Genomic DNA, 18,680 nt, shown 5'->3' with positions numbered 1-18,680 from the left:
CCGCTTCAGCCCAGCGATCGAATGTCCGCGCGCACCTCCACCGGCTTCCGGGAGCCGCACTCGTGGTACCCGAAGGACGCACCGCCGGAGGCCGTGGACGGGATCACCTTGTTGTAGATCGACCCGAGGCACAGCTCCTGGAAGTCCCCGGTCTCCGCCGACAGGCGGGCGGCCAGCTGCGCCTTGGCGATGTCGACGGTCCTGAGCACGCCGTCCTCGTCCACCACCTCCACGCAGGCGTGCGGCAGGTCGAGGGCGCCGCCGAGCACGCCGCAGAACCAGCCCCGCTTCGCCTCGGCCTGGTACCCGGCCGCCCGGAACCGCTCGGCGAGCAGCAGGCTCGCGGCGATGCAGCTGGTCGCGCCCAGCGAGTGCACCAGCTGGTAGTCGGCCTGCATCGGGACCGGGATCATCTGCCAGCGGTAGCCGGAGTCGAGGTAGTCGCGGGTGATGCCGCGCAACCGGGCGGAGCGCAGGGGGGTCCGCGCGCCGAGCGTGGTGACCGTCGCCCCGTAGTGCGCCGTGCCCGCACTCGCCCCGGGCGCCGCTCCCCCGCTCTGGCGACCGCCGAAGCGGGCGGCGTCGGGCCCGGCGAAACGCCAGGGCGCCTCCCCCTCGCACTCGGTGCACTCCAGCGTGACCTTGAAGTCCCAGGACTTCTCCCGCAGCAGGTCGTCGACCGGACGCCCGGCGAAGCGGAACAGCATGCGGAACGCGAGCTCCGGCTGGGTGTTCCCCCGGCCCGAGTACATGCCGAGGTTGTAGAGGTCGCTCACGTCGAAGTAGCGCACGCCAGCCCGGACTTCGAAGGGCAGGCCGGCCTCGGCGAGCCGGTCGATGTCCGCCGGATCGCACCTCAGCATTTCCTGCGCCGTCGATTCGGGCTGGGTCTTGTGGGAATACTCGGCCGGTATGAACTCGATGGATTTCGCCACCGTTTCCCAGGGTGTACGGGGAATGACGGATTGACGCAGCACAGCCTGTTCCTCCAGGAAAAGAGATCTGGCCGACGATTCGGCGCCCCTTCACTGACACAACGCCGAGGCAAGGCGACTGGCTCGACTTTAGCCGTCGGCTTCAGCCCCACGGAAGGGTGTTTCCGCATGCCCGTTCATGCGTTTCGCACACGCAGACTGGAGGAATCAATGCGTGCCGGAGCAGGGTCCGTACGTCTCCCGTCCGTCCACCTTCCGAGCGCTTCCGGCGCAGCTCCGGCCGGGGGCGGAAGGGCGGGCGCGCAACGACGGACGCCCGGCGCCGGAGCGGGCGCGCGAGTGGTCGCGCGCCCGGCTGCCGACGCCGGGCGTCGAGCTGCAGGCGGCCGGGTCCGGGCAGGCGCCCGCCCCGGTCGAGGGCCGTCAGCGGCCGGGGGCGCCCCCCGGTGCCTCGCACCCCGCGAGCAGGTCCGCGGCGTACCGCTCGATCTGCGCGCGGAACGGCGAGGCCTCGCCGGAGCCGTACCCGGTGAGATGCGCACGCCAGTCCGACCTGGCGCCCTCCAGGTCTCCCAGCAGGTGCCGGCTGAGCCCGCGCCGGTGGAACAGGTCGGGCGACTGCTCGCCCAGGGCGGGGACGGCGAGGTCGAGGTCGGCGAGCGCACGGTCGTGGTCGCCGAGGTCCTGCAGCGCGAGCGCCCGGTTGGCACGCAGCACCGCGTCGTCACCGAGCTCGATCGCCCGGTCGAGGTCGTCCAGCGCCTCCGCCAACCGGCCTGCCGAGTACCGCAGGACGGCACGGTTGGCCCAGGCCGCGACGAAGCCCGGGTCCGTCCGGAGGGCGGCGGCGAAGTCCGCCTCCGCGGCCTCGGTGTCCCCCGCCTCGGCCGACAGCGACCCCCGGGCGGTCAGCAGGTGCACATTGACCGGGTCCAGGGCCAGGCCCGCCGCGACGTCCGCCGCGGCCCGTTCGCCCAGGTCCAGCGCCATCAGCACGTCCGCGCGGTTGACCAGCGAGTCCAGGTGGTCGGGCTCCAGTTCCAGGGCGCGGTCCAGATCCCGCAGCGCGCCTTCCTCCTCGCCCAGCTCCCGCAGGAAATCGGCCCGGTTGCAGTGCGCCTCGTGGAAGGCCGGGTTCAGCCGGATGGCCTCGGCGTAGTCCGCGAGCGCCTCGGCGTACCGGTTGTCCGCGCGGCGCTCGGCGGCCCGCTCGAAGTAGTAGTCGCCGTAGTCCGGGTCACGGCTGATCAGCACGTCGTAGTCGCGCAGCGCGGCGGCGTGGTCGCCCTGCGCGGCGAGGATCTGCGCGCGGTTGAACAGCAGCACGGAACGGTGCAGGAGTTGCTCGTCCGGACCGAGGTCCGCGTCGGTCATCGCGATCCCCCGCTCGACCAGGGCCAGCGCGCCGTCGAGATCGCCGCGGTGCATGTCGACCAGCGCGCGCCCGTTGCGCATGAAGGCTCCGGCGAAGGTGCGCCGATGGGGGTCGGCTTCGCTGTCCGCGATCGCGATCGCGGTGTTGATCCAGGCCAGGGCGGTGTCGTGGTCCTGCAGGTGCTTCGGCAGGTGGCGGGTGTGGAGCATCGCCACCATGTAGCACGCGTTCATGTGGACGGCGGGTTCGGTACTCCCGGCGCGGAGTTCGGCGAAGTAGTCGAAGGCCGCCTCGCCGCGTCCCAGGTAGGAGAGGCAGGCGCCGATCCGATGGGTCACGGTCCAGTACTCCTTGGGCCGCTCGTCGCCGAAGAGCAGCCGTGCGCGCAGCCCCAGGTCCATGGCCGCCTCGTAGCAGCCCAGGTCGAAGCAGGCGTCGGCGGCCCTGACACAGGCGCCGGCGCCGGCGCCGGCCGGGTCCGTGCCGTGTTCCAGATGGTAGGGCAGGGCCCCGAGTCGTACGCCCGGCTCGTTCCGGGCGGTCAGCTCGGCGGCGCGGTCGGTGTGCCGCCGGGCCCGCTCGTCCGCCGGCAGGGCCTCGTAGGCACGCCGCAGTTCGGGGTCGGCGGCGGTGCCGTCGGAGTCGACGAAGAGCTGGGCGGGGTCGGCGCCGGGCGGCAGCACGGACCGGAGGCGGACCGCTGGTGCGACCCGGTCCGCGTAGCCGGTCAGGGCGGCTTCGAGGGCGTCGCCCACGCTGCCGTCCTGCTCCACCGCATCGATCTCCACCACCAGGGTCAGCACCCTCGGGTCGCAGCGGCGCAGCAGCACCGCCACCAGCTCGCGGTCCGTGGGATCGGCCTGGGCCAGCTCCCGGAAGGCGACCACCACACCTTCGGGGTGCAGCCGGCGGGCCCAGTCGGTCAGCAACTCGGCGATGCCGTGGGCCAGGCGTCCGGTGCGGTCCGCGGAGTAGAAGCGGGTGCGCTCCGCGCCTTCGGCGATACTGGTCAGCGTCTGCGGCGCGTCGGGGACCAGCGGCAGCAGGTCCGGCGCGATGGCGAGCACCTCGGTCGCCCGTGCCGTCACCAGGGCCGGCTGGTGTTCGGCCAGTTCCGGCACGACCTGCCGCAGCAGGGCGCCGCCCCCCGTGTGCGGGCCGCGCAGCCGGCGGTGACAGCGCACCTCCAGCTGCGCCCCGGGCGCCGGGCGCCGGTCGCCGGTGGTCGAAGCGGCGGCCCAGTAGTGGCGGGCCGAGGGCGAGTTCATGACGGAGCTCCTTGGGTTGTGGTCCGACCCGCGCGCCGGTCCCGCAGGGCGACATAGCCGACCAGGCCGAACTCCAGCAGGGTCAGGCCGAGGAAACTGGCCGCGTCGAGCAGGGCGCCGAGGGAGGTGTGCGGCCCGGTGAACCGGTTCGCGATCAGCGTGCAGAAGTGCAGGGTGGTCGGCAGCCCCGCCCACAGCAGGCTGCCGAGGCTGAAGCCGTAGCCGGCCACCATGACGGGCGCGTAGACGCGTGCCATCGCGCGGTCCCGGTCGGACCACTCGGCGTCGGGCTCCGGCGGGGTGCGGCGCAGCAGCCGCAGGAAGAAGGTGCGCAGCTGGAAGCGGGTGACCACGTCCAGATCGGAGCAGCGCAGCGCGTTGGTCATCACGAAGTACAGGTCGGTCCGCAGGTAGAACATGAACTGCCAGACGATCCGGATGACGCAGGAGAACGACACGGCCAGGCAGAGCGCCGGGCACCACGGCGGTATCCCCCGGCCGTGGAGTGCCGCCGACAGCAGGGTGAACGCCGAGACCTGCAGCACGTCGGCCAGGATTCCCGCGCAGAAGGGGAGATAGCGCCGGTTCCGGGGAACGCTGTAGAGCGAGTCCAGTCGGGTCTCGGCGACGAGGTAGTACAGCCGCCGGCCGATGGAGAGCGTCGAGGGCAGACCGAGCCGGCGGCCGGAGAGCGCGTGGTAGCCCTCGTGCAGCAGCACGCAGGGGATCTGGGTCGCGGTCAGCACGACGGGGATCAGCACCAGGTGATCGGTGAAGAACACGTCGTGGTAGGAGGGCCGCAGCGAGGGCCTGCGCACCATCGCGGCCAACGCGGCGGCGGTCAGTGCCAGGTAGCACAGCCAGGCCGGCCAGGAGAACGCCCACCTGCCGAGCCGTTGCCACCGCACCGGCGTCCCGGCCGGCTCCTCCTCGCCCTCGGCGCGGACGAAGCCGAGCTCCTCGATCGTCCCCAGGAAGTCCTCGACGTCCAACTGCTCCCCGCACGCCTGCTGGTACCACTCGGCCATGGTGCTAACCGGGGTGCCGGCGCCGAGCATCCGCAGCGCCTGCGCGCCCTCCTCGGGGAACACGGCGTAGGAGCCGGTCTCCGGTCGGCCGACCATGATGCCGTCGTCCTCGGCGACCATCGTGAGCCGGTGCAGCCGGACCGTGTTCCGGCCCGATGCGGTCGTGGCCATGCGCGCACGCCTTTCGGTAGGCAGGGCGAGGGGCGGGGGTGAGGAGGGGCGGGGGTGAGGAGGGCCGGGCCCCGGCGGGCACCGTGGACCCGGCCCTCACCGCTACCGGCTGTCAGACGTTCTTGCAGCTGTAGTTGGCGGCGGACGTCAGCCGGATACTGCCCGGCTTGCGAATCGACATCTTCTGCATGGTGTTCCTCCCCTCGGCGTGCATGGGGCCGCGTCGGCGGTTGCTCGGGCACCGGGTGCCCGGGCCGCGGGCCGGCGCCGCCCCGTCCGGACTTCCTGCCCTCGATCCTGCCGCCCGGCGGAGCGCCGCCCCAATGGGGAACGGCCCCCGGACTTCTCGGGCCCGCCCGGTCGCCGACGGAATATGGGGGCCCTCCCCCATTCCCGAGCAACGGGGTGCACGGGCATCCTCGGTCCATGACCATTGCGCGCACCTGGTGGGTCCGGGGTGTCTCGCTGACCGAGCGGCTGCCCGCGCATTCCGGGTCGGGCGGGAGCCCGGCCGGGGGGACGCAGCACTGGCGTGATGACTACGAGTCAGAGGCCCTGTTCCACCGCAGGCTGGATGACCTCGGCCTGGACGAACGGGGACTGGGCGCGCTGCTCGCCGAAGCGCCGGAGCAACTGGCGGCCCGGCTGGAGCGGCCGTCCTGGGCCGACACCGCCCAGCGGGCGCTGCGCGCCGCGCCGACGGCGGCGCCGGCTCCGGTCGCCGGGCTCTCCTGGGAGGAGGGCTTCGCCACCGTACTCGCGCCGTTCACCCTGACCGCGGCGGAACGGCTGCTGCACGCGGCGGAGCAGCTCGCCGCCGGAGCGCCGGCCGACCCCGGGGCGCTGCGGCGCTGCTTCACCGAGCAGTTGGCAGCGGTGCTGGTCCGGCTGGCGCGGCGGACCCTGGTCCTCGAACTGAACGTCCTCCGGGTCCGGGGGGCGCTCGACGGCGCCACCCCCGAGCTGCGGTTCGCCGACTTCGTCCGCCGGACCGCGTCCCGGGCCGGTCTCGGCGCGCTGCTGACCGAGTACCCGGTACTGGCACGGCTGTTGGCACAGGCCTGCGAGCACGCGGTCGACGCCTGGTCCGAGCTGCTGGTCCGGCTGGCCGAGGACCGGGCCGCGCTGGTCGAGACGGTGTTCGCCGGGCGTGACCCGGGTCTGCTGGCCGAGGTGCGCGCCGGTGCGGGAGACCGGCACCGGCGTGGCCGGGCGGTCGCCGTGCTGAGCTTCGAGCACGGCGACCGGGTGGTCCTCAAACCCCGTTCGCTGGCGGCGCACCGGCATTTCAACGAGGCGGTCCACTGGCTCAACTCCCGCCTGCCCGACCTGGACCTGCGCACCCTGACGGTGCTGGAGCGGCCCGGCTACGGCTGGGTCGAGCACGCGGCCGCCTCGCCCTGCACCGACGACGCCCAGGTCGGCCGCTTCTACCGCCGCTTCGGCGCGCTGCTGGCGCTGGCGCACACCCTCGGCGGCACCGACTTCCACTTCGAGAACCTCATCGCCTGTGCGGACCAGCCGGTGCTGGTGGATCTGGAGACCCTCTTCCATCCGACCCTGGAACGGCCGTCGGAGGACCTCCTCGACCCGGCGCGGGTCCTGCTGACGGACTCGGTGTACCGGACGGCGCTGCTGCCGGTGCTGCTGGTGGGCGACCACGGCGCGGTGGACCTGTCCGCGCTCGGCGGCGACCCGGACGCGCCGCTGCCGGACCCGGTCACCGGATGGTCGGCCCCGGCCACCGACGAGATGCAGCTGATCCGCACCACCGGGGTCTTCCGTCCTGCGGACAACCGGCCCCGGTTGAACGGCGCCGACGCCGATCCGGCGGTGCACACCGAGGCCCTGCTGGCCGGTTTCCGGGCCGGGTACGACGCGATCGCCGCAGGCCGCGACCGACTGGCCGGCCTGCTGGCCGGCTCCGCGGCCGACGAGACCCGGGTGGTGCTCCGCCACACCCGGCAGTACACGGCCCTGCTCGACGAGTCCACCCATCCGGACCTGCTGCGGGACGCGGTCGACCGGGACCGGCTGCTCGACCTGCTCTGGCGGGACTCGGCGGGCGATCCGTTGCTGCGCGCGCTGGTCGACGCCGAACTGGCCGACCTGTGGGCGGGTGACGTCCCGCTGGTCACCGGCCGCCCGGCCGAGCGCCGGCTGCGGCTCGGCCGGACGACGGTCGCCGACGCGGTCGCGGAGTCCGGACACGACTGGGTGCGTCGGCGACTGGCCGCCATGGGCCGCACCGACCGCTACGACCAGGAGTGGGTGATCCGCGCCGCCCTCGCCGTCCGGAAGGGCGAGGGGGACCACCGCCTCGCCGTGACCCCGCCGGGCCCGGCGAGCGCGACCATCCCCGACCAGGAGCGGCTGCTGACGGCCGCCTGCGGGATCGCCGACCAGATCCTGGCCGGTGCCCAGGACGACGGGCGCCGGGTGAACTGGCTCGGGCTGGAGCCGCTGGAGGACGACCTGCACTGGGCGCTGCTGCCGCAGGGGGCCGGCCTGCCGCACGGCTACTGCGGGACGGCGCTCTTCCTCGCCCAACTGGCCGACCTCACCGGCGTCGAGCGCTACGCCGACGTGGCCCGCCGGGCGTTGACCCCGATCCCCGCGCTGCTCACCGCACTCGGCCGGCAGCCGGCCGAACTCCCCTTCGTCGGTACCGGCTTCGGCGGACTCGGCGGGATCGCCTACGCGCTCGCCCTGCTGTCCGGGCTGCTGGACGACCCGGACCTCTCCTCCTGGGCGGCCACCGCGGTCGACCTCGCCGCAACGGCGGCCGGGACCGGCACCGACCCCGGCGTGCTGCACGGTGACGCGGGCTGCCTGGCCGCCATGCTCGCCGTCCACCGGACGACGGGCCTGCCGGCGGCCTGGGACACCGCCCGGGTCGGCGCCCGCCGACTGCTCGCCCACCCGGTGGACGACCTGTCCACGGGTGGCTTCACCGACGGCACGCCCGGCATCGGCTGGGCCCTGCTGCGGTTCGCCCACGCGGGCGGCGGGCCGGAGTTCGCCGAGGCCGGACTGGACAGGCTGCGAGCCGCAGCCGCCCACTGGTCCCCGGACCGGGTGCGCGACTCCCGGGCCGGCTGGTGCGCGGGGCCGGGCGGCCTCGCGCTGGCGCTGGCCGACAGCGGGGCGGCCGACGCCGACCCACGACTCGCCACCCTGCTGGACACCGTGACGACCGCCGCGGCCCGGCACTGGGTGACCGCGGACCACAGCCTGTGCCACGGCGAGACCGGCCTGCTCGAACTGCTGCTGGCCGCCGCCGCGGCCGGCCGGGCCGCGCCCGGGGCGGCCCTGCCCCGGGGCGGCGCCCTGCTCGCCGCGCTGGACCGGTTCGGTCCGCGCTGCGCCACCCCTGCCACGCTGAGCAGCCCCGGGCTGCTCAGCGGCCTGGCCGGAATCGGACACGGGCTGCTCAGGCTCGGCTTCGGTGACCGGGTACCGTCCGTACTGCTCCTTCAGCCGCCCGGACCCGCCGGCGGACGGCGTGTCCACGCCGCCCGCACCGCAACCACAGGAGGAACGTCGTGACCGACGAGGCATTGATCAACAACTGGAAGGACCCGCACGCACGGGAAGGCGCGGTCGAATGTCACCCGGCCGGGGACATCCGCGTCTCGGCGTCCTCGGCCGCCGGCCGCCGGGCCCGTCTGCTGTCCGGGGCGACGGGTCCGGACGCGGGATTCACCGCCGAGTGGCTCACCGTGACCACCCTCTCGCAGAACTGACGGACAGTGCGCCCGACGGGCGCAAACGCTCTGTGGTGCGGTCGTAGGGGCGGTGGTAGCGTCCGCCTATGCTCGTCACATCGCCGGTGATGGTTGGGCGCGGGACTGAACTCGCGCTGCTTGAGACGGGTCTCGCCGCAGCCCGGCAGGGAGAGGGACAGGCCGTCTTCCTGCTGGGCGAGGCCGGCATCGGCAAGTCGCGGCTGGCCACGGAGTGCGCGTTCCGGGCGTTCAGCAGCGGTACCGCAGTGCTGCGCGGCCGGGCCGGCACCACCCTGCCGTTCCGGCCGATCGCGGAGGCCCTGCTCTCCCACTTCCGCTTCGCCGGGCCGCCGACCGACGCCAAACTGGCCCCGTACCGCACGGCGTTGGGCTCCTTGCTACCCGAGTGGCGAGTCGCCGAGCAGGCAGCCGCACCCTCGCCGGTGGAGACGGCCGAGGCCGTGCTGCGGCTGCTGGCCGCGGTCGGGGAGCAGCCCGCCGGGCAGCAGGCCGGCTGCCTGCTGCTGGTGGAGGACCTGCACAACGCCGACGCCGAGACCCTCACCGTCCTTGAGTACCTCTGCGACAACATCCGCGGCCTGCCGGTCTTCCTGCTGGCCACGCTGCGCCCGGAGGCCGGTCCGGCCGGGGATCTGGCCAGGGCGGCCGAACGGCGCCGCTCCGCAGTGCTGACCGAGCTGCGGCCGCTGGCGGCCGAGGACGTCCGGGCCATGGCCGAGTTCGCGCTCGCGGCCGGAACCGGCCTGCTGCCGGAGCCGGTGGCCGAGCAGCTGGTCCGGGACGCGGGTGGCAACCCCTTCGTGGTGGAGGAACTGCTGAGCAGCATGATCGCGGCCGAGGTGCTGCGTCGGGGCGCCGACGGCTGGCAGGTCTGCGGGGACCTCGGGATCAACGTCCCGAACACCGTCATGCGGAGCGTGGCCGAACGCGCCGCCCGGCTCGGCCCGGGCGGGCAGATGCTGCTCAAGACCGCCGCCGTGTTCGGGCGCCGCTTCCCGCTGCCGGTCATCCAGTCGGTCACCGGACTGACCGGCCGCGAGCTGCTGGTGCAGTTGCGGGCCAGCATCGACGCCCAACTGATCTCGCCCAGCGGCCCGGTGGGCGACTGGTACGAGTTCCGGCACGCGCTGACCGCGGACGCCCTGCGCGCCGAGCTGCTCCCGCCCGAGCGGGCCGCCATCGCCACCCGGACCGCCGACGCGATCGGTCAGGCCCATCCCGGGCTGCCCGGCGAGTGGTGCCTCCGGGTCGCGGAGCTGCGGCTGACCGCCGGCGACACCCGGTCCGCCGCGCTGCGGTACGCGCAGGCAGGCACGGAGGCGCTGGGCAGCGGCGCCGTCGACTCCGCCGTCCAACTGCTCGATCGGGCCCACGACCTGCTCGCCGACCCGGCCTGGGGCGCGGACCGCTCGGACGTGGTGGAGCAGCTGGTCAACGCGCTGATCGAACGCGGCCAGCTGGACCGCGCGCTGCTCCTGGCCGAGAACATCCCCGAGGCCGGTCCGGGCAGGCTGGACACCGCCCGCACCGCCGCCCTGCACACCAGACTCGCCTGGGCAGCCGTCAACGTCCTGCGCAACGAGGAGGCCGCGGCCCAACTGCGCTACGTCCGGCGGCTGCTCGGCGACGGCGCGGCCCACACCCCGGCCCTCGACGTGGTCGAGGCCCATCTGGTGCTCACCGGCGCCGAACCGGCCGCCGGCGAGCCGGCCGCCGCGGACCGGGCGGTCGAGGCGGAGCGCCTGGCCCGGCGGGCCGCGGACGGCGCCGAGCGTGCCGGACTGGCCGAAGTCGCCTGCCAGGCCTGGCAGTTCCTGGCCCTGTTGGAGCGCAGACATGGCTTCGGCCGGGCCGACGCCTGCCTGGAGCGCGGGCTGGCGCTGGCCACCGAGCACCGGCTGATCACCTGGCAGGTGAGCCTGCTGATCCGGCTGGGCACCAATGACTTCATGCGCAGCGGCACCGTGCACCGGCTCGAACGGGCCCACCGGGCCGCGCTCGGCCTCGGCTCCCTGGTGCTGATGCACACCGCCGAGGCCACCATGGCCATGCAGGCCGTCCTGCGCGGCGAGTACGCCGCGGCGCGACAGCTGACCGACCGTTGCATCGAGGCCACCGCCCGGATGGGCGACGCCGACATCCACCAGTACGTCCTGCTCACCCGGGCCGCACTGGCCGCGCACCAGGGACGCCGCCGGGAGATGGAGGAGGAACTGGCCGAGTTCCACCGCTGGGACGGCGAGCACTCGCTGCAGCTGCCGCTGGTCTTCGGCAGCCGGGCGGTCTGCGCGCTGCTGGAGGAGGACCGTGCGGCGGCGCTCGACGAACTCGACCGCGCACTCGGCTGGGAGGAGGCCAACCCCACGGTCTTCTACTTCAACGGCCGCTACGGGCTGCGCCCGCTGCTGCGCGCCCTGTCCGGCCGGGCGGACCCGGCGGAACACCGTGCGGCGGCGGCCGATCCGGCGGCCCGACTGCCCTGGAACCGGCAGTTCGAGCAGCTCGCGTACGCGGTGCACCAGGGCCGGGCCGGGCGGACGACGGCCGCGCTCGAAGCGGTGGCGCAGGCCCGGGCCGCGTCGGAGCACTTCCCGATGGCGCATCACCTCGGCCTCCGGCTGGTCGCGGAGGCGGCGCTGGCCGACGGCTGGGGCGATCCGGTCGACTGGCTGCGCACCGCCGAGCAGTACTTCCACGGCGCTGCCGTACCGGCGGTGGCCAATGCCTGCCGCGAGCTGCTGCGGCGCGCCGGAGCCACCGTCCGGCAGCGGCGCGGCGGCTCCGCGAAGGTCCCCGCGGAGCTGCGGTGGCAGGGGCTGACCGCGCGCGAGTACGAGGTCTTCCTGCTGCTGGTACCCCGCATGGGCAACCAGGAGATCGCGCAGCGGCTGTACATCTCCCCGCGCACCGTCGAGAAGCACGTCGCCAGCCTGCTGGCCAAGACCGGCCGTCCCAACCGCGCCGCCCTCTGCGACTACGCGGCGGAGACGACCCGCCACGTCGTCGGCCGCGGCTCGGCGACCCAGCCGGCCTGAGCCCACGGACCACTGCTGTTCAGTCGGCGACCAGGGCCAGCACCGCCTGGTCGTCGTCGGTGACGCCGCCGGTGAAGGCGTCCACGGCGCCGGTGACCGCGTCGAGGATCCGGTGCACGTCGCTGATTCCGGTGGTCGACCGGACGGCGGCAGCGAGGCGTTCCTCGGCGAAGAAGTTCCCGGCCGGGTCCCGGGCTTCCAGGATTCCGTCGGTCACCAGGACCAGGCTGTCCCCGCCGGCCAGGGTGAACGAGTCCAGCAGGAGCTCCGGGTCGGCGGAGACGCCGAGCAGCTGGCCGGCCGGGCTGGGGCTGACCACGACGCCGTCGGCCCGGCGCACCACGGGGGGCGGGTGCCCGGCCCGGACCATGCTCACCGCGATCCCCTCACGCGTCCGCCGCAGCTCGGCATAGATCATGGTGACGAAGCTCTCGCCGTTGTCCTCCCGGCCCAGCAGCGCCTCGTTGACCGCCTGCGCCACCGCGCCCGGGGTCGGCAGCAACGGAGCCACCGCACGGACCGTGTTGCGGACCAGTGCGGTGGTGGTCGCCGCATAGGCGCCCCGGCCGCAGACGTCCCCGATGCTCAGCCCCCACCAGTCCCCCGGGAGCGGGAAGACGTCGTAGAAGTCACCACCGATCTCCAACCCCTCGCCCGCCGGCCGGTAGGAGGCGGCCAGCTGCGCGCCGGGCACCACCGGCAGGGCAGCCAGCAGCAGCCCGGCCTGCAGGTCGTGCGCCAGACGCGCCCGCTGGTCGTACTGGCGCGTGGTCTCGGCGCCGGCCGCGGCGATGCGGGCGAGCTCCTCCGCAAGGGCGATCGCCCGCGCGTCCAGCGGCTGCTCCTCGGTCGCCACCAGCGTCAGCGTGCCGAAGGTGTGCCCCCGTGCGGTCAGCGGGAAGCAGGCCTGCCCGGTGATCCGCAGGCCCAGGTCCTGCCAGGGCCCCGAGGGGGCGGTCCGGCTGACCTCGCTCGCGCCGGTGGCGAGCACGCGCCCGACCAGGGAGGCCCCGGACCGGGCCGGCGTCTCGGCCGCCAGCAGTTCCCCGGCCCGGCGGGGCAGCTCCGGCGCGACGCCGACAGCCACCCGCCGGATCCGTCCCTCCTCCAGCACGTCGATGACGCAGACCGGCCCCAGGGCCGGTACCGCGATCCGTGCCATCCGCTGCATGTTCTGCGGGTAGTGCGCCTCCTCGCTGACCGCCGTGCTGGAGTCGAGCAGGAACGCCAGATCGGAGCTGAGGGCCTGCTCGCTCTCGTGCGCCCGGCGGCGCGCCTGCTCGGTCCGGTGCCGCTCGATGGCGAGGGCCGCCGTGCGGGTGAAGACGATGCTCAGGTCGAGATCGTCCTCGTTCAGCGCCCGTGGCGTGCGGTAGTACATGGCGAAGGTGCCCAGCAGCTCCCCGGTGCCGGCCGTGATCGGGTACGACCAGCAGGCCGCGAGCCCGGCCCGGCGGGCCAGGTCCCGGTAGTCGGCCCAGAGCGGATCCACGGCGATGTCGCTGACCACCACCATCTCCCGGCGGTACGCGGCGGTCCCGCAGGAGCCCTCCCGCGGCCCGATCTCGCTGCCGTCGACGGCCTCGTTGAAGAAGCCGGGAAGGCTCGGGGCGGCTCCGTGCACCAGTCGGGCTCCGGTCTCGTCCAGGAGGAGCACGGAACTGAGCACCTTGGGTGAGAGCTTCTCGATGGCCCGGCACATGCCGTCCAGGACTTCGGACAGCGGCGCGTCCCGGGCTATCTGCTCCAGCAGTACCTGCTGCTCGGCGGCCAGTCTGCGGGCGGCGCGCGGCCGGGTCACGTCCACCGCGAGGAAGGCCACGCCCCGGACCCGCCCGGCCCGGTCGCGGCGGGGTTCGAAGCTGAAGTCGAAGTACCGCTGGCGCGCCCGGCCCGCCGGTCCGAGCAGCACCGGGGCGCCCTGTTCCACGAACGGCTCCCCATCGCGATAGGTCGCGTCCAGCAGCTCCAGCAGGCCCTGGTGAACCAGCTCGGGCACCGCCTGCGCCACCGGGCGGCCCAGTAGCTCGGCTCCCCGGCCGACCCCGACCGCCTGGAAGAAGGCCTCGTTCGCTCCTTCGAGCAGGTGGTCGGGACCGCTGAGCGCGGCAAAGATCACGGGCGCACGGGCGAACATGCCTGCCAGCAGGTCAGTGCCGTCGGTGTCGTCGACGGGGGTACTCATCGCTGCGATCCGTGGTCTCGGCTCCCGGACTCCATAGGATCAGCCTGGACCCGCCCACGCGAGGGAACAAGCCGACACGGGAGGCCCCCGGTGCGCGCGGACCGGCCGGAACGGCCGGCGAGGGCTCGCCCCGCCCCGAGCGGGGCGTGCATTACCAGTCAGTAACAAGTCCGGCCGACCCTTCACTGCCCGGGGCCGGTCCGGCCTCGGAGCCGCCCGCGGCATACCGCCACGCGGTGCTGGGACGGCTGCCCGAGCACCGCGTGCGGCTGCAGTCAGCCGGCCAGGTCCGACAGTTGGGGCTCCCCCGGCTCGTCGGCGGCGGTGTCGGCGGCGGGCTTCGTGTTCGGCGTCGCCGAGTTGGTGAGCAGCCCCGCCCGCAGGGCGTGGACTCCGGCCTGGAACCGGCTGGAGGCCTGCAGTTCGTCCATCACCTCGGCGACATGGCGACGGCAGGTCCGCACCGAGATGCTCAGCCGGCGCGCGATCAGATCGTCCTTGGCCCCGGTGGCGAGCATGCGGAGGATGGCCCGCTTGATCTCCTCGTCGGCGATCCCGTCCCCCGAGGGGGTGGTCGTCTCGCCGTCGAACGGCACCGCGACCGACCATTCCTTTTCGAGTTTCCGGTAGAGGAAGTCGACGATGGACGGCTCGCGCACCACCACGGCTCCGGCCGGTCCGACCCGATTCGGGATGAACGCCGTTTCGCGGTCGAAGATGATGATCCGGTCGGAGATCTCCTCGCAGGTGCGGATCTCGCAGCCGGCCCGACCGAGCTGCCCCACCAGTTCACGCATCTGGGGATTCACCCGGGCCGGGTGCTGGAAGAGAGAGCGCATACGAACGCCGCGGTTCAGCAGCTCCAGGTCCGTGGAGAGCGAGCTCTCGATGGCACCGGCGGAGAAGATTCCCGGGTGAGCGCTGAGAATTTCGACGGAACAGGCGCGGGAGGCCTCGCTCAGCATGGAGCGTACACGGTCCACACCGTCGATCACATCGACCGCCTCCCGCCGGTTGCGGGTCTGACGGCTCTCGAAGTACATCGACTTCAGCGGCAGCACCTGGGACCTCAGATCCCCGGCCAGCCCTTCGAGCTCCTTGATCTCCACTTCGATGGGATTGACCAGTTCGGCCACCGCCGAGTCCGGACTGGCCGGAGTGAGCGCCCCCGTGGCCATGGCAGGTACCAGGAGTCTCAGCGCCGCCAGCAGGTTGAGCCCGTTTTCGATCTCCTCGGCGCCGACCCGCAGTTCGGCGGCCAGCTCGGGTCGGTCCGCCTCGGATATCTGACCGTGATTGATGGCCCAGCCGTAGATGGCGACGGCGGTCGGCGTCAGCTTCACAGCTCCTGCGCTTTCCAAGTTTGCTCATACCCCCGGAGCCGAACCCTGGGCTCGGTTGAGATGACGTCGCTCCGACCCCCGCCCCCACGCGAGTCGATTGCGTTCCTTGATAAAGCCGCAACAATAGCTGAGAAGATCTCCGGAGAGCACCCCCTACGGCCCCCGACCTCCGTGTCCCGGCGCCGACCGACCGGTCAGTCCCAGCCGGTGGAGTCGGAGGGGGTGTAGGTGGGGGCCGGGACGGACACGGCGCTCACGGCGGCCGGGTGGTGGCCGACCGGAGCGGAGACGAGGAAGGCGACGGCCGCCACGGCCGCGACGGCTGCCGAGACGATGAGCGAGTTGGTCTTCTTCATGATGCGTACCCCCAACGTAGAAAACTAGCTGCTCAGTTGCAGCTACGTTTGTTCGCCCTGAAAGAATTCAATCTGCGGGGCCCCCGTGGGAAGCGCACAGCGACGGCAGCAAGCTGCATGACCGCTTCTTCCGTGAACGGGCACGCGGAGTGCCTGCCGTGCAGCTTCCTGTCACCGGTCGGCCCTGGGCACCCGGTTTCGCCTTGCCCGAGACTGTGCACAGGCGTCCTCCGTGCCCGCCCCGCCGCCGTGCGGCAACCCTCCCGGCCTTGTCGAGCCGAAACCATCCGAAGGACTTACTCATGACGAACCCCAGACAGGCCAGGAAGGCCACCTCCCGACGGGCGGTGGTCCTGCGCACCGAGCAGCTGACTCCGCACATGGTCCGCGTCGTGCTCGGCGGCGACGGCCTGGCCGACCTGACTGTGAGCCAGAACACAGACAGCTACGTCAAGTTGCTGTTCCCCGCGGTGGGCGCCGAGCAGCACGACCTGAGCGACCTCGCGGAGCTGCGGGCGAGCCTGCCGCGCACCCTGTGGCCGCGGACGCGGACCTACACCATCCGCCACTGGGACCAGGAGCTTCGCGAGCTGACCATCGACTTCGTCCAGCACGGCGCCAAGGGGGTGGCCGGGCCCTGGGCCACGACGGTGTCCCCGGGCGCCGAGGTCCACTTCGGCGGTCCGGGCGGCGGGTACGCACCGGACCCGGAGGCCGCCTGGCACCTGCTGGCGGGCGACGAGAGCGCGCTGCCCGCCATTGCCGCGGCCGTCGAGGCGCTCCCCGAGGGAGCCCGGGCGGTGGCCTTCATCGAGGTCGCCGACCACCTGGAGGAGCAGCCCGTCGCCGCACCGGCCGGCGCCGAGATCGTCTGGCTGCACCGAGGCGCGCGCCGGATCGGCGAGCTGCTGGTGGAACGGGTGTCCGCGCTGGAGTTCCTGCCCGGGGAGCCCCAGGTCTTCGTCCACGGGGAGGCGAACTTCGTCAAGCAACTGCGCCACCATCTGCGGACCGACCGCGGACTGCCCCGCGAACTGCTCTCCATCTCCGGCTACTGGCGCCAGGGCATGGACGAGGACGGCTGGCAGTCCTCGAAGTCCACCTGGAACGCGCAGGTGGAGCTGGAGGAGCAGAAGGCCCTGGTGACGGTCGGGACCGCGGCGCAGGACGCCCGGTGATCCGGGTCGAGATCGACCGGGAGGCCTGCCTCGGGGTCGGACAGTGCTCCGCGATCGCCCCCGAGGTCTTCAACCTCGGTGACGACGGGAAGTCCGAACCGGTGACCGGGTGGGCGGCCGACGCCGGCGCCGCGGCCGAGGCCCGTGACCTCTGCCCCGCCCTGGCCATCTCGCTGCACCGGTCCCCCGACCAGCCCTCCCACGAGCAGTAGCACGCGGTAGGTCCCCCCGGCACCCCGCCCGAGCTCTTCGAGCAGCAAGTCGCCCGCACCCCGGGGACGGTGGCGGTGGTCGCGGACGCCGGGTCGGACCTGGCCGGATCCGCGCGTCGAGCCGTCGGCACAGCCGCCCCAAGAAGGAGGGCAGCCGATCGGTGCGGCGCTCGTCGAGCACGCCGGGGCCCCGCCCCCGACCCCATGGGCCCACGATGCCCGGGGTGATCGACAGCTGCCGACCGGCCCGTCGGCGCGGTGCTGCTCAACGACACCGAACTCCCGTCGCGGGAGCTCCGGTTCACCTGCGAGCAACTGCTCGCGGAGCGGCTGCTCCGGCCCGGCCACGACGCGGTCGCCTCGCAACTGCCCCACAGCTCCTCGGCGAGATCCAGGCGGTGCAGCCGACTTCGACGAGGTGTCGCACGACCACCGCCGCACCACGTTCTCCGCCGAGGAAAGGGACACCCGTGACGAATTCCGCACCAGAGCCACCTGGAGAGATACGGCCCCATCCGGTGGACGGGTTCACCGACCGCCGGTTCCGCCTGCTCGACGCCTGGCTCCCGAACGGCCTCATGCAGGCGATCGCGCCGGAGGCGGACCGTGCGCCCGAGCGCGGAAAGCCCGAGCCGAACGCCGAGGCCGAGCGGCAGGAGGAGCACTGCCTGGTCAGTCGTTGATCCCTGCGTGGGGGGCCGCGCAGAACTGGATCCGGTTGCCAAGGCTGAGTCAGCATGCAGAATTACAGGGAACCTTCGCGCTCAAGACATGAGCAGGAAATACCGGCCACCGTCCTGTCCGACTACGTGGTCCTCGGGCCCGCGGGGGCCCGACCCGGCGAGCTGCACGACGAGTTGGTGCGGCGCGTCGATCTGTGGCGGGGCGTGGGCAGTGCACCGGCCGCTCCGTACGTCGCCCTCGATGCCGCGGCGGCGGTCCGCGACACCCTCAGGGAGCTGCGCGGGCCGTCCTCCACCGGGAGCGCGGCAATCGTGCACCGGGCGGACGGCACGGTCGACCGGCTGCTGCTGACGGGCCGGTCGCCCCGCCCGTCCTGGAGCGGAATCCGGGCGCTCGCCGATCAGTCGGCGTTCGACCAGCCTCCGGTCGGGGACTCGCTGCGCCGTGCGACCGCGCTCCTGGAGCCGTGGAGCGGCCTGCTCGCCCTGACCCGACGGACCCTCGACTGCTACGGCGCGGGCCTCGACGAACGGGTCGCGCTCAATCTGGTGCTCGACGGCCTGCGCGCACAGGCCGTCGAGCCGTATCCGGGCCGCGGTCCGCTGCCGACCGGCGCCGTCGTCGCCGCGGCGGGGCCGACCGAGAGCTACTGGCTGCTGGACGGGGCGCTCACGCTGCTGTCCCGGCAGGCCGTGGCCGGGAGCGCGTTCGAGGCCGGGCGGCTGGGTGCGGAGCACGGCGCGGCGGTGTACCGGGTCCCCGATCTTCCGGGCGACTGGCGGATCGCGCGGATCACCGCGGAGCCCTCGGGGGCCGTCCTGTCCGCGGCCTGGGGAGCCGGCGCCGCGGGTGCGGTGCGCCACGCGACGGCGACGGCTCTCGCCGCCCGGTCCACGCCGCACGGGCGGGGTTCGCACCGGGTCGGCGCGCCCTCGACCGACGAGCTGCTCGGCCTGCTGAACCAGCGGTCCATGGACCGGCTCACCGCCGACGTCCTCCAGTGCCTCGCCTCCCGCCGGCTGCGGGTCCTGGGCGTCCGGGTCGAGGAGGACCCGCTGCTGGGCGGGCAGCCGCTGGCCTGGGGGCCTGTCTGGCTGCGCTGAGCACGACGACCGACGGAAGCGGGTACCGGCCCTGGCCGGTACCCGCTTCCGTGTGTCC

The 18,680-nt window shown here is 73.5% G+C and carries 13 protein-coding genes; 7 read left to right on the top strand and 6 right to left on the bottom strand.

What is annotated here, in order from left to right; genetic code table 11:
• Positions 1-5: 5 nt before the first annotated feature.
• The 3 genes from BS75_RS33025 to BS75_RS33015 all read right to left on the bottom strand — a co-directional run bounded on the left by BS75_RS33025 (position 6) and on the right by BS75_RS33015 (position 4,777).
• The gene (locus tag BS75_RS33025; protein WP_152646083.1) at positions 6-935 is read right to left on the bottom strand and encodes a hypothetical protein; all 930 of its coding nucleotides are present in this window, start codon (positions 933-935) and stop codon (positions 6-8) included.
• A 423-nt stretch (positions 936-1,358) separates the two neighbouring features.
• Positions 1,359-3,578, bottom strand: coding sequence for a tetratricopeptide repeat protein (locus tag BS75_RS33020; protein WP_052069991.1), 2,220 nt, complete (start codon positions 3,576-3,578; stop codon positions 1,359-1,361).
• Positions 3,575-4,777, bottom strand: coding sequence for a hypothetical protein (locus BS75_RS33015; RefSeq protein WP_034090851.1), 1,203 nt, complete (start codon positions 4,775-4,777; stop codon positions 3,575-3,577). The genes BS75_RS33020 and BS75_RS33015 overlap by 4 nt, the downstream gene beginning before the upstream one ends.
• A gap of 426 nt (positions 4,778-5,203) precedes the next feature.
• On the opposite strand from BS75_RS33015, the gene BS75_RS33010 reads away from it, so the two are divergent.
• From BS75_RS33010 to BS75_RS33000, 3 genes are all read left to right on the top strand, one after another.
• Positions 5,204-8,326: a type 2 lanthipeptide synthetase LanM family protein gene (locus BS75_RS33010; protein WP_052069989.1), complete on the top strand. Its 3,123-nt coding sequence runs from the start codon at positions 5,204-5,206 to the stop codon at positions 8,324-8,326.
• Positions 8,323-8,523, top strand: a complete 201-nt coding sequence (locus BS75_RS33005) for a hypothetical protein (RefSeq protein ID WP_034090850.1) — start codon at positions 8,323-8,325, stop codon at positions 8,521-8,523. The genes BS75_RS33010 and BS75_RS33005 overlap by 4 nt, the downstream gene beginning before the upstream one ends.
• Before the next feature lie 68 nt (positions 8,524-8,591).
• The gene (locus tag BS75_RS33000; protein ID WP_042439554.1) at positions 8,592-11,561 is read left to right on the top strand and encodes a helix-turn-helix transcriptional regulator; all 2,970 of its coding nucleotides are present in this window, start codon (positions 8,592-8,594) and stop codon (positions 11,559-11,561) included.
• A 19-nt stretch (positions 11,562-11,580) separates the two neighbouring features.
• On the opposite strand, the gene BS75_RS32995 is transcribed toward BS75_RS33000, so the two are convergent.
• The 3 genes from BS75_RS32995 to BS75_RS48725 form a co-directional block, all read right to left on the bottom strand.
• Positions 11,581-13,746 (bottom strand): SpoIIE family protein phosphatase, encoded by a 2,166-nt coding sequence (locus BS75_RS32995; protein ID WP_034090849.1) that lies wholly within the window; start codon positions 13,744-13,746, stop codon positions 11,581-11,583.
• A gap of 275 nt (positions 13,747-14,021) precedes the next feature.
• Positions 14,022-15,089 carry a helix-turn-helix transcriptional regulator gene (locus tag BS75_RS32990; protein ID WP_052069987.1) on the bottom strand — a complete coding sequence of 356 codons (1,068 nt, stop codon included), beginning with the start codon at positions 15,087-15,089 and terminating at the stop codon, positions 14,022-14,024.
• Positions 15,090-15,283: 194 nt separating this feature from the next.
• Positions 15,284-15,445 carry a hypothetical protein gene (locus BS75_RS48725; RefSeq protein ID WP_156164315.1) on the bottom strand — a complete coding sequence of 54 codons (162 nt, stop codon included), beginning with the start codon at positions 15,443-15,445 and terminating at the stop codon, positions 15,284-15,286.
• A 302-nt stretch (positions 15,446-15,747) separates the two neighbouring features.
• Between BS75_RS48725 and BS75_RS32985 the strand changes: the two genes are divergently transcribed.
• The 4 genes from BS75_RS32985 to BS75_RS32975 all read left to right on the top strand — a co-directional run bounded on the left by BS75_RS32985 (position 15,748) and on the right by BS75_RS32975 (position 18,622).
• Complete coding sequence (locus BS75_RS32985; RefSeq protein ID WP_034090848.1) at positions 15,748-16,623, top strand: siderophore-interacting protein; 876 nt, start codon at positions 15,748-15,750, stop codon at positions 16,621-16,623.
• Positions 16,620-16,835: a ferredoxin gene (locus BS75_RS49615; RefSeq protein WP_052069985.1), complete on the top strand. Its 216-nt coding sequence runs from the start codon at positions 16,620-16,622 to the stop codon at positions 16,833-16,835. The genes BS75_RS32985 and BS75_RS49615 overlap by 4 nt, the downstream gene beginning before the upstream one ends.
• A gap of 518 nt (positions 16,836-17,353) precedes the next feature.
• On the top strand, positions 17,354-17,518 hold the full coding sequence (locus BS75_RS48720) for a hypothetical protein (protein WP_156164314.1): 165 nt from the start codon (positions 17,354-17,356) through the stop codon (positions 17,516-17,518).
• 54 nt (positions 17,519-17,572) lie between these two features.
• Positions 17,573-18,622, top strand: coding sequence for a hypothetical protein (locus BS75_RS32975; RefSeq protein WP_152646082.1), 1,050 nt, complete (start codon positions 17,573-17,575; stop codon positions 18,620-18,622).
• Positions 18,623-18,680: the final 58 nt, after the last annotated feature.

It is taken from the genome of Streptacidiphilus albus JL83 (assembly GCF_000744705.1).
In the GTDB taxonomy this organism is placed as follows: Bacteria; Actinomycetota; Actinomycetes; order Streptomycetales; family Streptomycetaceae; genus Streptacidiphilus; species Streptacidiphilus albus.
This window is presented reverse-complemented; position numbering and strand designations above follow the sequence as displayed.

Bases quoted from the DNA above. Each gene is read 5' to 3' on its own strand.
- BS75_RS33000 (WP_042439554.1), top strand. From the start codon at position 8,592: ATGCTCGTCACATCGCCGGTGATGGTTGGGCGCGGGACTGAACTCGCG.
- BS75_RS32985 (WP_034090848.1), top strand. From the start codon at position 15,748: ATGACGAACCCCAGACAGGCCAGGAAGGCCACCTCCCGACGGGCGGTG.
- BS75_RS32995 (WP_034090849.1), bottom strand. From the start codon at position 13,746: ATGAGTACCCCCGTCGACGACACCGACGGCACTGACCTGCTGGCAGGC.
- BS75_RS32975 (WP_152646082.1), top strand. From the start codon at position 17,573: ATGCAGAATTACAGGGAACCTTCGCGCTCAAGACATGAGCAGGAAATA.
- BS75_RS48725 (WP_156164315.1), bottom strand. From the start codon at position 15,445: ATGAAGAAGACCAACTCGCTCATCGTCTCGGCAGCCGTCGCGGCCGTG.
- BS75_RS33010 (WP_052069989.1), top strand. From the start codon at position 5,204: ATGACCATTGCGCGCACCTGGTGGGTCCGGGGTGTCTCGCTGACCGAG.
- BS75_RS33020 (WP_052069991.1), bottom strand. From the start codon at position 3,578: ATGAACTCGCCCTCGGCCCGCCACTACTGGGCCGCCGCTTCGACCACC.
- BS75_RS33015 (WP_034090851.1), bottom strand. From the start codon at position 4,777: ATGGCCACGACCGCATCGGGCCGGAACACGGTCCGGCTGCACCGGCTC.